Genomic DNA, 13821 nt, shown 5'->3' with positions numbered 1-13821 from the left:
TCTTTGTTAATTAGAGTAGGATATCTACAACGTCATAAATCTAGGAGGTATTATGAAAATCATCATCTTACATGGTCTTTATATGCATGGGCTGGTCATGCAGCCTCTTAGCCAAAAGCTGAGAAAACTCGGATACGAAACGCAAGTACTCAGCTATAACACTGTTGCTATCGATGAGTCTTCACTGTTTGATTCTATTGATCATTCGCTTAATCCACTGACCACAAACGTGCTCGTGGGGCACAGCTTGGGAGGCTTGATGATTAAGCGCTATCTCGCCAACAGAAAGCCAACCACCAGCTTGATCTCTCATGTTGTCGCTATCGGTTCGCCTCTTAAAGGCGCGTCCATAGTAGGTAGGATTCAAGATCTCGGATTGGGTGCAATTTTAGGCAATTCGCCACACCACGGATTAAACAGACATAATGACGCGTGGGCTTTTCCGCAAAAACTCGGCAGTATCGCAGGAACGATGCCGATTGGTGCTCGCCCATTGTTGATCCGTAATGACAACACCATGTCGGACGGTACGGTTACCGTAGAAGAGACAAGACTGGACGGTATGCAAGATCATATCGAAGTGAAACAAACACATACGAGTCTGATTTACAACACCTTCGTGCCCCAGCAGATTGATCACTTTATTCGCACAGATTATTTCCGTCGATAGCACACTTTTCCATCATACAGATGGAATCGACTTTCCAAGCTATTCAGTTCGCAGTACTATCCTAGCTCCACTTCCTCACAATTTGGATGAAGTGGCACATTTTTAATTGTTCTCAGGGCGGGGCGAAATTCCCCACCGGCGGTATACTTTTTCAAGTGAGCCCGCGAGCGCTCGATTCGTCGAGGTCAGCAGATCTGGTGAGATGCCAGAGCCGACGGTTATAGTCCGGATGAAAGAGAATAAGAATACACCAGCATAGCGAGTCAGATTGCTAAGAGTGCTGGTGCACTTCTTTTTGATCGTATTTTACGACGATCTCTCATACCGCCCTGATTCTGGTGAAATTTAGGAGTTAACCATGAATCAGTCATCACTACTTGCCGAATTCGGCGACCCAATTACTCGCGTTGAAAACGCACTTATCGCTCTAAAAGAAGGCCGTGGCGTACTTCTTCTTGATGATGAAGATCGCGAAAACGAAGGCGATATCATTTATTCAGTCGAGCACCTCACCAACGAGCAAATGGCGTTGATGATCCGCGAATGTAGCGGCATCGTTTGTTTGTGCTTAACAGATGCTCAAGCGGACAAACTGGAACTGCCTCCAATGGTAGTAAACAACAACAGCGCAAACCAAACCGCATTTACGGTTTCTATTGAAGCGAAAGTTGGTGTAACAACGGGGGTTTCAGCAGCAGACCGAGTGACGACCATTAAAACGGCGGCAAACCCGCATGCGAAACCTGAGGATCTTGCTCGCCCGGGCCACGTATTCCCTCTGCGCGCACGTCCAGGTGGTGTAATGACTCGCCGTGGTCACACAGAAGGTACGATTGACCTGATGCAAATGGCAGGGCTTCAACCCGCTGGCGTACTATGTGAAGTGACCAACCCAGATGGCACGATGGCAAAAGCACCAGAGATCGTTGCGTTTGGTCGCCTGCACAACATGCCAGTGCTGACTATTGAAGACATGGTGATGTACCGCAATCAGTTCGAGTTAAAACTGGCATAATTAAATCCCAGCTCTGAAAGAAGCCGCGCATTTGTGCGGCTTTTTTGATCGATCCTCTTTGCACTTGAGTAGTTATACTTATTGAAAACAAGGGGAACAACACCATGAAAGGATTACTGAAACTCGCCGCTCTCGTTAGCTTTCTCTCCATGAATTCGCTTGCTCTTGCATCTGAGTGCCCTGATATTCTTCAAGGTAAGCAAAGGTTGTTAAACTCAACAGAAGAAGTCGATCTATGCGAAAGCTTTAAGGGAAAGACACTACTAGTCGTCAATACAGCAAGCCAGTGCGGCTTCACTCCTCAGTTCGAACAGTTAGAAACCCTCTATCAAACTTACAAAGAGCAAAACTTCACCGTCATTGGTTTCCCGAGCAATGACTTCCGACAGGACAGAGGAAGCGAAACAAACACTGCGAAAGTCTGTTATCTCGATTACGGGGTCACCTTTCCAATGATGGCTCGCTCCTCAGTATTAGGCGTAGATGCAAACCCCGTATTCAGCGAGATTACTAACCAAGCTGGCATCAAACCAAAATGGAACTTCTATAAGTTTCTAATTAGCTCTGAAGGCAAAGTTATTGCCACTTTTCCAAGCTCCACATCACCGACAAGTACTACGCTTACCAATATGATAGAGCAACAATTGTAAGGTGACGACCATGACAACACGCTCAACCATGCTACAACTCGGTTACTTAGGCCTGGTTCCATTTGTGTTTAGTTTAGGGCTGATTTTCACTGACATTTCACTCTTCAATTTAAGTGGCCAGCAATTTTTCATCGCTTACAGTGCCGTAATATTAAGTTTTTTATCCGGCATACTCTGGGGGAATGGCATTGAGCATTACTACCACCGCCTTAGCAGAAATATATTAATTCTCAGCAACCTTTTTGTCTTACTCGCTTGGGGCGCATTATTGCAGGGTCACAAACACTACGCGGTCGCTACCCTACTCTTAGCAATTGGGTATCTTGCTGTTTGGTATGCAGAAAAACTCGTGAGGAAAGTCGAACAAGACGCCGAGCCCAAGGGATATCAAGGAATGAGGAGCAAACTGACCTTCGGCGTAATCGTAATGCACGGATTGGCTTTAGTTTCATAACCTGGTCTGTCCAGTGCTAAGATCACAAAAAAACGTCTTTTTATAAAACAATGTTCATTTCGTGAATGCACACATATTTTGAACACTGTTTTGTTTTATTTATGAATCAATCCACATATAAGTATTTCAAAGCATTCACAAAGGATATGAATATGTTTTTTCGCAAACTTTTGTTTAGCACTGCGATGATCAATGCAACGACAGGTTGCGTGTCTTACCAGGCACAACAAGCCGCCGCTCAAACAGTAAATAATACAGGCGCCGTGCTTACCAATGTGATTAAAACCACGATTGCTCAGCCATGTAATGTTGCAATCACTGCTGCTAGCTTGTTTTATCCGCATGCCATATTTATGACTAGTGTTCCGACTCAAGCATGTACAAGCGTTCTTAGATAATACGAGTGTGATAAGCATAAAAAATGGCGACTCTACCGTCGCCATTTTTAAGCATCAATGCTATTTATAGTTACAGCGTCAATAAGTAATTAACTAATTGATTGTACTCGTCGTAAGTACGAATTTCGCTGGCCAAAACAATGTATTTATTGTTCACAACCACACCCGGAACCCCTCTTAACGTGCTGGCAGAGAATTGCTTATCAAAACCTTTCTGCATTGAGTTTACGGCGAAACTGTTGTACGCCGCATCAAACTTCTTACCTTCTACGCCATTATCAACTAAGAGCTGTTTCAGCTCAGCTTCGTCTTTTGGCGCTTGTCGCTTTTGATGAATTTGGGCAAACATGGCAGGAATCATTGTATCTTCAACCCCGAGCGACACCATCGTCGCGTAGGACTTGGCCATCGGAATCGCCATATCTCCGCCCATGAACCCCACATGTACCTTTTCAAACTTTGCCTCTTTTGGCAGAGCAGGTTTTAAACGCTCAATAAGCGACTCAAACTTGTAACAATGTGGGCAATAAAAAGAAAAGAATTCCGTCACAACAGGTTTCGATGCTTTCTTAACATCCAGAACTTTGTAGTGCTTCCCTTCTTCAAATTGCGCTGCGTGAGCGGTAAAAGTCAGTAAAAGTGCACTACATAAGGCAAGTAGTTTTTTCATTGTTTATTTCCTCGTGGCATTCAAATGCCAAATCATTTCATTTGGTAAAAAGGGGGAACCCCAAGTAATTTGAGATGGGAAATTAAACAATCGGAGGGCGATAAAGCTTGGTGATCACTGTCACTACTTTTTCGACTAGAGGCCTATCAATCAATGCAAGGCTATAAGGAAGAAGCAGTAAGTCGTTTTGAGATAAGTTGGCGGGAATTTTGACCATGCAGGAAGAGCTACAACTCGTGTGAGATTGTTGTGCCTTATTGATGGCTGACTCATCGTGATGTAATTCTACGCAGTCGTCATTGACGCCAAGTTGTTTGTGCAGAGCAGCCTGTTGAACAATAATATCGCGTACTTCAATTGTTTTCACCGGGGCTGAAGCCTTTGCCATAGGAGCGACACTGCTCAAAAGCATAGCGGCTAAACAAACTATCGCGGTCAACAATGTACGGTTAAACTTCAACATAGCTACATCAACAAAAATGGTGATTTAAGATAATACATGATAACGATTTGACTTCAAGATACGGACTCTGAGTTCCGCCTCGCCTAAAAACTTGGTACGTTAACGGTTCCATATCCTTGAGGCTTCTCAATACCGCTCCCCTCTCACAAGAACTCATAGCGATTAAGCTATTCATCATTTAGATAGTTCTTCACCTGATACCAGCGACAATTCGATAAAACTTGAAATCGTTATGAAACACGAGTAATAGTTAGAACAGTTTTTGTACGAACAAGGAAAGATCAATGCTTAAAAAGAGATTCTTTAAGACAAAAGATGAAGTTGAAGTCACGTTCGAGCTAGATAAAGACCAGTGGGACTCCATCCATATTGCTGGGGATTTTAACAACTGGCAGCCAGAACCGATGAAATTAGTGAAGAAAAGCCGTCAATTTAAATTTAAAACGCGCTTACCTAAAGAGCAGAATGTTCAGTTCCGCTACTTGCTCAATGATGCAAAGTGGGAAAACGACCCTCAAGCCGACGCTTATGTTCCCAATGCTTTTGGCAGCGACAACAGCGTCGTGTGTACCACCGAATAAAACGTAAGTTCACTCTAATATTCCATATTAAGGCGCAGCAGTTGCGCCTTTTTTAGACTCTTCATAATGTGATTAATGATTAAGTTTGAATCATTACTTGGGGTATTTATCGAATCAACTCATCCGATAACCTTATTCTGAGAAAGCTTTATTTGAAATAATTCGTAAATTTGTTTAAGTTCCAGTGATATTAAATATTGTATACATCACTCAAATGAACGCACAACAAGTCAAACCATCTTTAATCATTGTGGAAGACGATCCCAAATTACAAGCTATGCTGGGAGAGTATTTTGTTGAACAAGGTTTCCAGGTCAAATGTATCGACAACGGGACAGACGCACCCGAAGCGATTATTGACACACAGCCAGACGTGGTTTTGTTAGATTTGATGCTACCTGGACAAGACGGCCTGAGCGTATGTCGTCAAATCCGTGAATGCTACAAAGGCAAAGTGTTGATGCTGACAGCGAGTGATGACGACTTCGATCACGTCGCCGCATTAGAAATTGGCGCCGATGACTTTGTTACCAAGCCAATCAAACCTCGCGTGCTACTGGCGCGCATTCGCATGCTATTGAGAAGAAAAGAGGCAGCCTCTACCGAGTCCGAAAACGGTCTACAAATTGGAGTGCTGTGTTTAAACCGATTACGTAAATCATGCGTCATGAACCAGGAAGAAATTGCGCTGACTGACGGTGAGTTCGATTTATTATGGGTTCTCGCAACACACGCAGAAAAAACACTCTCACGTGAGTGGTTAACGAAAACACTACGTGGTATTGAGTACGACGGTACAGATCGCACCATTGACAACCGTATTGTGACATTGAGAAAAAAATTAGGCGATGCCTCTTGCTCTCCACAAAAAATCATCACGGTTCGCGGCAAAGGCTACCTATTTATGCCTGATGCATGGAATGAATAATGAGACGGATTTATCTGGAAAGCTTTGTCGGTCTTATCATTCTATTTATGGTGAGTTTGTGGGGTTACGAATTCTTAGTCTATGAGATCAACACAGATTACGATTACCTGCTACAAGAGCAAGAAGGTCAAGCTTTCCACGATCTTATCTATCCTATCTACGAAGAGCACGGACTAGAATACACTCAACAACAGCTTGAGCAATTTGCCACGTCCAGCCATCGCTTGTTGATTCCTCACACGCTCGAAGAACTTCCAGAAGACATCAGAAAAGCATTTGAAAGTGACACCTCTGTTAACGTTACTTACGACGAAGAAAGGGATATATGGTTCCGCCTAGATGCGGACACCCCTATTTTCAAAATGATCGATGATCCGGATAGCTCAGTTATTCAGGCGATTAACTTTGATGACAACATTGTATGGTTATTCTTTTTAGCCGGATTTGCTCTGTATTGCATACTGCTGATCTGGTTTTTGAGTCGTCGAATTCGTGAGTTAGAAAGAGTCACAGTAGAGTTTGCTTCAGGCAACTTCAAAGCACGAGCAAGCACCTCAAGCGCCAAATCCGTTGGGACACTGAACAAAAGCTTTAATACGATGGCTGACAAAGTTTCTCGCCTGATCACTAGCAATAAAATGCTGACCAATGCAGTTGCGCATGAATTACGCACTCCTATTTTTCGTTTACAGTGGCAAGCTGACTTGTTATCGGACTCTACATTAACCGAACAACAGAAAAAGCATGTACGTAGTATCGTCGAGGACATTGACGAGATGGAAGACATGGTTGAAGAGTTGCTTTATTACGCCAAAATGGAACGCCCAGATACGGCGTTGCAAACAGAAAACGTAGCGCTCGCCAAGTTAGTTAATGAGTTAAAACAGAGATGGCAAAAAGAGACCAAATTATCAATCTCACTCAATGAAACAAACTCTGAAAACGCGCGCGCATTCGCCGATCCAAAACTGCTAAAACGTGCCTTGGATAATCTGCTACGCAATGCAATGCGATATGCAAATACTCAAATTATGGTTGAGATAAAAAGTGATCAGCAAAGCTGCTTAATCCATGTACATGATGATGGTATCGGTATAGAAGAGCAGCATTGGCCTCACCTTTTTGAAGCATTTTATAGCGCCGATGAGTCCCGAAACAAAAACACGAGTGGATTTGGGCTTGGTTTGGCGATCGTCAGGCAGATAATGGAACTTCAACATGGCGAGGTTTCGATTTCTCATAGCCCACTTGGTGGTGCTTGCTTCACACTTCGTCTTCCAAAATCAGACAGTTAAGTTAACGTCTTTCCTCCTTTACAGAAGACGACACTTCAATACACTCCAGCGACAGAGCCCAACAATAAAACAGTGTACATTTAATCCATAAATTCACAGAACAAATGGATAATACTCATGTACAAACCTTTTATTCTGGTTATGACGCTTGCCTCTACTCTTAGCGCTTGTACTTATAATCAAAAGCCTGTTGTCGACATGACCAATGTTGATCCTGCTAAATATGAACAAGATTTTCTTTATTGCCAAGGGTATGCGGACAACGTAGACAAAACGGAAGCTGCAAAATCTGAAGCCGCTAATGGCGCAGTTACAGGTGCACTAATTGGGGCAGCAGCTGGAGCGCTAGAAAGCGGGATAGGTGGGGCTGCTGTGGGTGCCGCTGCAGGCGGTGCTGTAGGAGCAGGGGCCGGAGCGTTGAGTGGAAGCAATGACTCCACCAAAACACAATCTCTTGTACTGCGAAAATGCCTTCAGAATAAAGGCTATACCGTCTACGACCTTGATTAATTCAACTCTTTTTTCTTATTCAAACCCTATATCGTTGTGTGATGAATGCCATTCACAAATGTTTCACGCAAGAACGATTAGTCTCATTTCATCGTTTGGATAGATGCACAATCTAAATTATTAAGCTGTAGTAAGGTCATATTTTGAAGCCAGGAAAAACAGGTCTACGCCGTGTCATGGATGCGACCGGCTATTCATTTCAGGGATTGAAAGCCGCATGGAAATACGAAGCCGCCTTCAGACAAGAATTGATTCTAGCCTTAGTGCTTTCCGTCTGTGCTTTTTTCCTTCCAGTCACCACATTTGAAAGAGTACTGATGATCAGTAGCCTGTTATTGGTCCTGATCGTCGAACTTATTAATTCCGCCGTAGAAGCGGTTGTCGACCGTGTTAGCGATGACTGGCACGAGCTCAGTGGTAGAGCCAAAGATATCGGCTCGGCTGCAGTATTTGTTGCGCTCACTCTTGCCCTTTTTGTTTGGGCTTCGTTCTTGCTCTAATTTTGATTCAAGACATTTACTTATGAAGACACATAATTTGCAACAGAAAGGTATCTCGTACGTTACCTTTACTTTCTTGTTGGCATTCTATTTCGCGCTGGTTGTAAACATTCCTATTTACAAAGAGCTGAATGGTATTTTTTCAAGCCTAGATAATGTCAAAATTGGTTTTATTATTACGATACCCATTTTCTTTCTTGCCGCGCTCAATTTCCTTTTTAACTTATTTAGTTGGCCTTGGGTTGGAAAACCATTCTTTATTACTTTGCTCATAATTTCGAGTATGGTTAGCTACGCAAGTTACAACTATGGCACACTTTTCGATTCTGGAATGATTGCTAATATTGCTGAAACCGATTCGAGCGAGGCAACCTCTTACCTGAGTACTTATTCTGTAATCTGGACGCTACTTATGGGGGGCGTCCCTGCGATGATTGTCTATAAGGTCAAGTTGCAATCTCAGCGCCACCAATTGCTGTATTTTTCTCTCACGAAGTTGGTGTCGATGTTGTCATCTCTTGCAGTAATTGCTGTTATTGCCAGTGTTTACTACCAAGACTATGCATCTGTCGGTCGCAATAACAGCTATCTGAAAAAAATCATTATTCCCACTCAATTCGTTTACAGCGCGACTGGGTATGTAAAGGAGAAATACTTCACCACGCCAGAGCCGTATCGCGAGATTGGAATCGATGCAAAGCAGTCAGATAGCGCAGTAAAGCAAGCACAGAACAAGCCGACACTACTGGTGTTTGTTGTCGGAGAAACCGCTCGAACACAGAACTACCAACTCAATGGCTATAAGCGAGAGACAACCCCTTACACCAGTAAGCTGGATGTGATTTCATTTCAAGAGGTTGCGTCTTGTGGCACTGCAACTGCAGTATCTGTGCCTTGCATGTTTTCTCAGCTCACGCGAAGCGAGTTTGAACGGACCAAGGCAGATAACCAAGATAATGCTCTCGACATCATGCAGCGCGCTGGAGTTGACCTCATCTGGAAAGAAAATGATGGCGGAGACAAAGAAGTCGCCCACAAGATCAAGAAAATTGAAGTGAACCGAAAGCAAGCAAGTCCTCTGTGTAACGGTCAAACCTGTTACGATATGGCGCTGTTAGATCACTTTGATCAAGAAGTTGCGGATATGCACGGCAATCGCGTTGTCGCCATGCACCTTATAGGAAGCCATGGTCCTACCTACTTCCAGCGTTATCCTAGAGACAAAGCGTTTTTCAAACCAGACTGCCCACGTGCAGATATAGAAAACTGTAGCGTCGAACAAATCGTGAATACGTACGACAATACGATACGCTACACTGATCTTGTGTTGGCAGAAACCATCAACAAACTCAAAGCATTAGAGTCTCAATATAATACCGCTCTCATCTACGTATCGGATCATGGTGAATCATTAGGCGAAAACGGATTGTTCTTACATGGCATGCCTTACGGCCTTGCACCAGACTTCCAAAAACGTGTTCCTTTGCTCATGTGGCTATCTTCCGGCTTTAAGCAAGTGAAACAAATCAACACCGACTGTTTGTCGAATGAAGCGCAAAAGGCAGGCCAGTACTCACATGATAACGTGTTCCACTCTTTATTAGGCATTATGGATGTACAAACCCAAGCCTACGACGGCAAGTTAGATATATTCAAAGACTGCCGCACGACTTCCTAAGTGGACCAACAAAGCCTGACTCAAAATGTGAGTCAGGCTCTTTTCTAACAAGGCATTTAAACTCACCAACTTGCCAAGCGTTATACTACAACCTGCCATCCATACATCGAAATAAGGACTAGGATGAAAATTGGTATTATTGGTTTAGGAGATATTGCTCAGAAAGCATACCTTCCCGTTATCACTCAGCTTCCAAATATCGAACTTGTATTTTGTACCCGCAACGCAAATGCACTTGAGAATCTGGCTAAGCAATATCGAATCTCAGAGACCTGTCAAGACTACCAGCAGCTTCTGCACTTTGGCGTAGATGCAGTCATGATTCATGCGGCAACAAGCGTACATCCTCAAATCGCAGCATTCTTTTTGCGGCATGGAATCCCAACCTTTGTCGACAAACCATTAGCGGACAATGCTGATGACGTGGAAAAACTGTACGATATTGCCGAAAAAGAAAAACAACCACTTTATGTGGGCTTCAACCGACGTCATATTCCGCTTTACAACCAACACATGCCAGAGGTACAGCAAGGCAACATTTCTGACCTAAAATCGCTACGCTGGGAAAAGAACCGTCACCAACTACCAGGCGATATTCGTACCTTTATATTTGATGATTTTATTCATCCATTAGACAGTATTAACGTGACAGCCAAGACCGATTTAAAAGAGGCTTACATAACGCATCAGCTTGAAGGTGACCAATTGGCGCGTTTAGATATTCAGTGGCAACACGGAGATACTATACTCCACGCTTCGATGAATCGTCACTTCGGTGTGACTATGGAGCGCGTTCAAGCTTGTTATGCTAACAAAGCAGTGGAATTCGACTCTTTCGTTGAAGGGAAACGATGGCAAGCGAACCAAGAGCAAAAAATCAATTTGAAAGATTGGACGCCAATGCTGACGAGCAAAGGTTTCCATGCGATGTTGCTCGACTGGTTTAACGTCGTTGAATCTGGAAAAATCGCTAGTGAAGTAGTGAAACGCAACATTGCTAGCCATCAGTTAGCAGAGCAAATTTGTCAATATATCGAGAAAGTTAACTCTAGGTAGCTTAATTCTTGGCTATATGCTTAATCGAGTATTACGCTCTATACTAAAACAAACGTAGCTTCAGGGAGTCATTCATTCTCTGTTAATACTTATGCGGCTATTCTATCAAGCAAGTGAATGAGGGAACGGATCACGTTTATTAACGGAGTGGTTCTAGTTTTACATTACTATACCCTCAGGAACCTGCATCGTCATATTCAAGAGTAAAGGAAATAGAATGAGAACACTCGGTAACATCATTTGGTTTGTATTTGGTGGCGTATTTATGGGGTTGCTATGGTGGTTTTTCGGTATCTTAGCCTTTATTAGCATCATCGGAATACCTTGGGGGCGTGCGTGTATCGTTATGGGTAATTTTTCCTTTTTCCCATTCGGAAAAGAAGCCATTTCACGCGATGAATTGACCAATGAAATGGACATTGGTACGAGCCCTCTAGGCGTTATCGGCAACGTCCTTTGGTTTGTCTTTGCAGGTCTTTGGTTAGCAATCGGTCACGTACTTTCCGCCGCAGCGTGTTTTGTAACCATCATTGGTATTCCGTTTGCACTCCAACACCTGAAGCTTGCGGTTATTTCACTCGCACCAATTGGTAAAACGGTTGTGTCGTCAGAAGAAGCTGCAATGGCTCGGTACAATATCAACCGCTAACAAACAGCCAATATACTTTCTATCCTCTGGGCAATCGTGCTCAGAGGGCAACTCCCGTCAAAAGTAAGCCTATTATCGCTATCGCATATTCAATAATGGTTGATTGTATATCCATACCGTCACCTTTAAGTTGAAGTTCACCCTAGCTCTGTACTACTTTACTTTTTTATTAATCAATGGATTAGCTTAACCCTCCAAGCTCACCCACGCTCAAAAATCAGTATTATTTCCGCTCATCTAAATTGAGTTCATTTACGAAAAGTCGAACTATAAGCATAGTTGATATTAATGATTTTTGACGATAAATAACTCACACCAATCCAGCGATAGTTCCAGCGTTTACTTTTTCTCAGTAAACGCAAGCCGTTACGAAAGCGGGTTTCTTCCCGATCAAAGCCACCACTTCGCATCACTATCGCTTTTCTTTAAAGGCAACAAATATTCGTTGTTATCTTGAGTAAATTATTTTGTTTGTCGCATTTAAGTTCAATCAATATTATTCGCGACATCAGAGAAATAGACCATTGAGCTCCTTAGCATTTATCACAGACATAGAACGTAAAGCCCCTTTTTTGCTCGTTTTTCTTTTTACAAATGTTCTAACTCAACGTCTATTCAGACAGGAATACACCGTGGATAAATATCAAGCTGCTTATGCCAAACGTCTAGAGAAGTTAAAGGGTAATCAATCCCCAAACACGATAGCCCGTCTTTCGGCTTGGGAGGCATTTCTTAACAAAGAGTACGAACTCCAAGACTTAGAATACCAACTATCAGACGCAGCACACCTACACTATGAACAATCTCATGTGAAAAATGATATTTCTTTTAAGGCGTTCAAGCGGGCGTTCTATAACGAATCCATCAAAATCTACAACCTAACCGATGGCGCCTCTATACAGAAAGTATTCACTCCGCTGCTCGCATTAACGACAGTTTGGGTGCTATTTATCTGCTTTTTTGACAAGTGATCATCACTTTTATTAGAACAATAAACTTAGGGCGCTTGCATCATGATTCCAAGCGATAACCAGACGCACAACGCCCCACTTAAATATAAAAAAAGGAGTTTGATCTTGTATGTCTAAGATGACACTTCTTTTAATTACAACAACGATCAGTATCGGAATTACAGGCGCCGCTTTCTGTGTGGGAGTGACATATTTATTCAGTGCGCTTTCACTAAATGAGCTGCTCAATAACCTGTAACTCCCTAGGCTTAATATGAAAAGGGCATCCATCGATGCCCTTTTCTTTTACTTAAGGAGATGCCCTAGCACTTAGGACCACTTGGGTATAAAACCGTTATGCGTTAAGCTGCATTCTATTCATCCAATAGGTAAAGAATGGAACACAGTGATGGAACAAGTAGGAGAGCGTGCGTTGATTGTCGAAGGTGGTGCCATGCGAGGTGTATTTTCTTGCGGCATACTCGATCATTTTCTCGCTAACGAGTTCTCTCCATTTGATAGCTTTTGGGGCGTATCGGCGGGCGCAAGTAACTTGGCGGCGTATTTAGCTAAAATGCCCGGGCGCAACTTAAAAATCTATCTCGATTACAGTTTAAGGAAAGAATTCATCTCACCATCTCAGATTCTACGTGGCGGCGATATGATGAACTTAGATTGGATGTGGGACGTCACTCTCGAAGAGCTTGGCATCGACAAATCCGCACTAAAAGCGGATTCGAGACCTTTCTTTTTAGGCGTAACACGTCAAGACAATGGCCAAGCCGAGTACCATACTCCTAATGTCGACGAGCTCGCAGAAACAATGAAAGCCAGCAGCGCACTTCCCGTACTTTACCGAAATGGTGTCTTACTGAACGGTACCCGATACGTTGATGGTGGGGTTTCTGATGCACTTCCTGTCGCAGAAGCAATAAAGCGAGGCGCCAAAAAGATTATGGTTTTACGCAGTCAACCCTCTAGCTATCAAAAGCCGAAAGGAAAGTTCAGCGCACTAACCAAACGGATGTTGAAAGAAACGCCAGGATTAATTGAGCCGATGTTGACGCGTGAAGTTCGCTACAATCAAACGTTAGCACTGATCGACAATCCACCATCGGGAGTCGAAATCATCCAAGTTTGTCCTCCTGAATCATTTAAATTAAAACGATTGAGTCGCTCGCCAGCACCATTGCGTCAAGCTTATGAGTTAGGTATTGAAGCAGGAAAAGAAGCCATCATGCGATGGAATCAGAAGTAGAAAAAAGCCACGTGGATTAGACGTGGCTAACGCAAATTCGATGGCAGTGGATTATCGTATTTGCTTCTGGTCGAGCCCAATGGTCAGGCTCAAAAC

The 13821-nt window shown here is 43.2% G+C and carries 17 protein-coding genes and 1 riboswitch; of the genes, 15 read left to right on the top strand and 2 right to left on the bottom strand.

The window, feature by feature from the left end:
* Positions 1–52: 52 nt before the first annotated feature.
* The 5 genes from L3V30_RS09075 (at position 53) to L3V30_RS09055 (ending at position 3187) form a co-directional block, all read left to right on the top strand.
* The gene (locus L3V30_RS09075) at positions 53–670 is read left to right on the top strand and encodes a cob(I)alamin adenolsyltransferase/cobinamide ATP-dependent adenolsyltransferase (RefSeq protein WP_006741190.1); all 618 of its coding nucleotides are present in this window, start codon (positions 53–55) and stop codon (positions 668–670) included.
* Between the two features lie 104 nt (positions 671–774).
* A riboswitch (FMN riboswitch) is annotated at positions 775–915 on the top strand.
* 113 nt (positions 916–1028) lie between these two features.
* Positions 1029–1685, top strand: coding sequence for a 3,4-dihydroxy-2-butanone-4-phosphate synthase (ribB, locus tag L3V30_RS09070; RefSeq protein WP_006741191.1), 657 nt, complete (start codon positions 1029–1031; stop codon positions 1683–1685).
* A 104-nt stretch (positions 1686–1789) separates the two neighbouring features.
* Entirely contained in the window at positions 1790–2335 is a 546-nt protein-coding gene (locus L3V30_RS09065; protein ID WP_237308764.1) for a glutathione peroxidase, read from the top strand.
* 10 nt (positions 2336–2345) lie between these two features.
* A complete protein-coding gene (locus tag L3V30_RS09060) occupies positions 2346–2789 on the top strand; it encodes a DUF3429 domain-containing protein (RefSeq protein WP_005396352.1) in 444 nt (147 codons plus the stop codon).
* A gap of 152 nt (positions 2790–2941) precedes the next feature.
* Positions 2942–3187, top strand: coding sequence for a hypothetical protein (locus L3V30_RS09055; protein WP_005373664.1), 246 nt, complete (start codon positions 2942–2944; stop codon positions 3185–3187).
* Positions 3188–3257: 70 nt separating this feature from the next.
* Here the strand turns inward: L3V30_RS09055 and L3V30_RS09050 are convergent, their stop codons facing one another.
* Positions 3258–3857 (bottom strand): thiol:disulfide interchange protein DsbA/DsbL, encoded by a 600-nt coding sequence (locus L3V30_RS09050; protein WP_237308763.1) that lies wholly within the window; start codon positions 3855–3857, stop codon positions 3258–3260.
* An 82-nt stretch (positions 3858–3939) separates the two neighbouring features.
* The gene (locus L3V30_RS09045) at positions 3940–4320 is read right to left on the bottom strand and encodes a hypothetical protein (RefSeq protein ID WP_074190469.1); all 381 of its coding nucleotides are present in this window, start codon (positions 4318–4320) and stop codon (positions 3940–3942) included.
* A gap of 284 nt (positions 4321–4604) precedes the next feature.
* Between L3V30_RS09045 and L3V30_RS09040 the strand changes: the two genes are divergently transcribed.
* The 10 genes from L3V30_RS09040 (at position 4605) to L3V30_RS08995 (ending at position 13725) form a co-directional block, all read left to right on the top strand.
* A complete protein-coding gene (locus L3V30_RS09040) occupies positions 4605–4901 on the top strand; it encodes an isoamylase early set domain-containing protein (RefSeq protein ID WP_005396349.1) in 297 nt (98 codons plus the stop codon).
* Between the two features lie 214 nt (positions 4902–5115).
* A complete protein-coding gene (locus L3V30_RS09035; RefSeq protein ID WP_005396348.1) occupies positions 5116–5829 on the top strand; it encodes a response regulator in 714 nt (237 codons plus the stop codon).
* Entirely contained in the window at positions 5829–7124 is a 1296-nt protein-coding gene (locus L3V30_RS09030; RefSeq protein ID WP_237308762.1) for an ATP-binding protein, read from the top strand. The genes L3V30_RS09035 and L3V30_RS09030 overlap by 1 nt, the downstream gene beginning before the upstream one ends.
* A gap of 117 nt (positions 7125–7241) precedes the next feature.
* Positions 7242–7634 (top strand): glycine zipper family protein, encoded by a 393-nt coding sequence (locus tag L3V30_RS09025; protein ID WP_005396344.1) that lies wholly within the window; start codon positions 7242–7244, stop codon positions 7632–7634.
* Positions 7635–7777: 143 nt separating this feature from the next.
* On the top strand, positions 7778–8134 hold the full coding sequence (locus tag L3V30_RS09020) for a diacylglycerol kinase (RefSeq protein WP_012842368.1): 357 nt from the start codon (positions 7778–7780) through the stop codon (positions 8132–8134).
* Between the two features lie 22 nt (positions 8135–8156).
* Positions 8157–9812, top strand: coding sequence for a phosphoethanolamine--lipid A transferase (locus L3V30_RS09015; protein WP_237308761.1), 1656 nt, complete (start codon positions 8157–8159; stop codon positions 9810–9812).
* A gap of 123 nt (positions 9813–9935) precedes the next feature.
* Positions 9936–10868 (top strand): Gfo/Idh/MocA family oxidoreductase, encoded by a 933-nt coding sequence (locus L3V30_RS09010; RefSeq protein WP_237308760.1) that lies wholly within the window; start codon positions 9936–9938, stop codon positions 10866–10868.
* Positions 10869–11085: 217 nt separating this feature from the next.
* The gene (locus L3V30_RS09005) at positions 11086–11517 is read left to right on the top strand and encodes a YccF domain-containing protein (protein ID WP_005373685.1); all 432 of its coding nucleotides are present in this window, start codon (positions 11086–11088) and stop codon (positions 11515–11517) included.
* Between the two features lie 632 nt (positions 11518–12149).
* Positions 12150–12488 (top strand): hypothetical protein, encoded by a 339-nt coding sequence (locus L3V30_RS09000; protein ID WP_237308759.1) that lies wholly within the window; start codon positions 12150–12152, stop codon positions 12486–12488.
* Positions 12489–12876: 388 nt separating this feature from the next.
* Positions 12877–13725, top strand: coding sequence for a patatin family protein (locus L3V30_RS08995; RefSeq protein WP_237308758.1), 849 nt, complete (start codon positions 12877–12879; stop codon positions 13723–13725).
* Positions 13726–13821 lie beyond the last annotated feature (96 nt).

The sequence above is a fragment of the Vibrio sp. A1-1 genome (genome assembly GCF_021728175.1).
Classification (GTDB): Bacteria; Pseudomonadota; Gammaproteobacteria; order Enterobacterales; family Vibrionaceae; genus Vibrio; species Vibrio diabolicus.
The sequence above is the reverse complement of the archived record's forward strand: the minus strand, read 5'-3'. Positions and strand labels throughout refer to the sequence as shown.

What these genes read in the sequence shown, in the direction of transcription:
- L3V30_RS09060 (WP_005396352.1), top strand. Translation starts at nt 2,346, where the DNA reads ATGACAACACGCTCAACCATGCTACAACTCGGTTACTTAGGCCTGGTT.
- L3V30_RS09075 (WP_006741190.1), top strand. Translation starts at nt 53, where the DNA reads ATGAAAATCATCATCTTACATGGTCTTTATATGCATGGGCTGGTCATG.
- ribB (WP_006741191.1), top strand. Translation starts at nt 1,029, where the DNA reads ATGAATCAGTCATCACTACTTGCCGAATTCGGCGACCCAATTACTCGC.
- L3V30_RS09010 (WP_237308760.1), top strand. Translation starts at nt 9,936, where the DNA reads ATGAAAATTGGTATTATTGGTTTAGGAGATATTGCTCAGAAAGCATAC.
- L3V30_RS08995 (WP_237308758.1), top strand. Translation starts at nt 12,877, where the DNA reads ATGGAACAAGTAGGAGAGCGTGCGTTGATTGTCGAAGGTGGTGCCATG.
- L3V30_RS09030 (WP_237308762.1), top strand. Translation starts at nt 5,829, where the DNA reads ATGAGACGGATTTATCTGGAAAGCTTTGTCGGTCTTATCATTCTATTT.
- L3V30_RS09035 (WP_005396348.1), top strand. Translation starts at nt 5,116, where the DNA reads ATGAACGCACAACAAGTCAAACCATCTTTAATCATTGTGGAAGACGAT.
- L3V30_RS09045 (WP_074190469.1), bottom strand. Translation starts at nt 4,320, where the DNA reads ATGTTGAAGTTTAACCGTACATTGTTGACCGCGATAGTTTGTTTAGCC.
- L3V30_RS09065 (WP_237308764.1), top strand. Translation starts at nt 1,790, where the DNA reads ATGAAAGGATTACTGAAACTCGCCGCTCTCGTTAGCTTTCTCTCCATG.
- L3V30_RS09025 (WP_005396344.1), top strand. Translation starts at nt 7,242, where the DNA reads ATGTACAAACCTTTTATTCTGGTTATGACGCTTGCCTCTACTCTTAGC.
- L3V30_RS09015 (WP_237308761.1), top strand. Translation starts at nt 8,157, where the DNA reads ATGAAGACACATAATTTGCAACAGAAAGGTATCTCGTACGTTACCTTT.
- L3V30_RS09005 (WP_005373685.1), top strand. Translation starts at nt 11,086, where the DNA reads ATGAGAACACTCGGTAACATCATTTGGTTTGTATTTGGTGGCGTATTT.
- L3V30_RS09055 (WP_005373664.1), top strand. Translation starts at nt 2,942, where the DNA reads ATGTTTTTTCGCAAACTTTTGTTTAGCACTGCGATGATCAATGCAACG.
- L3V30_RS09040 (WP_005396349.1), top strand. Translation starts at nt 4,605, where the DNA reads ATGCTTAAAAAGAGATTCTTTAAGACAAAAGATGAAGTTGAAGTCACG.
- L3V30_RS09050 (WP_237308763.1), bottom strand. Translation starts at nt 3,857, where the DNA reads ATGAAAAAACTACTTGCCTTATGTAGTGCACTTTTACTGACTTTTACC.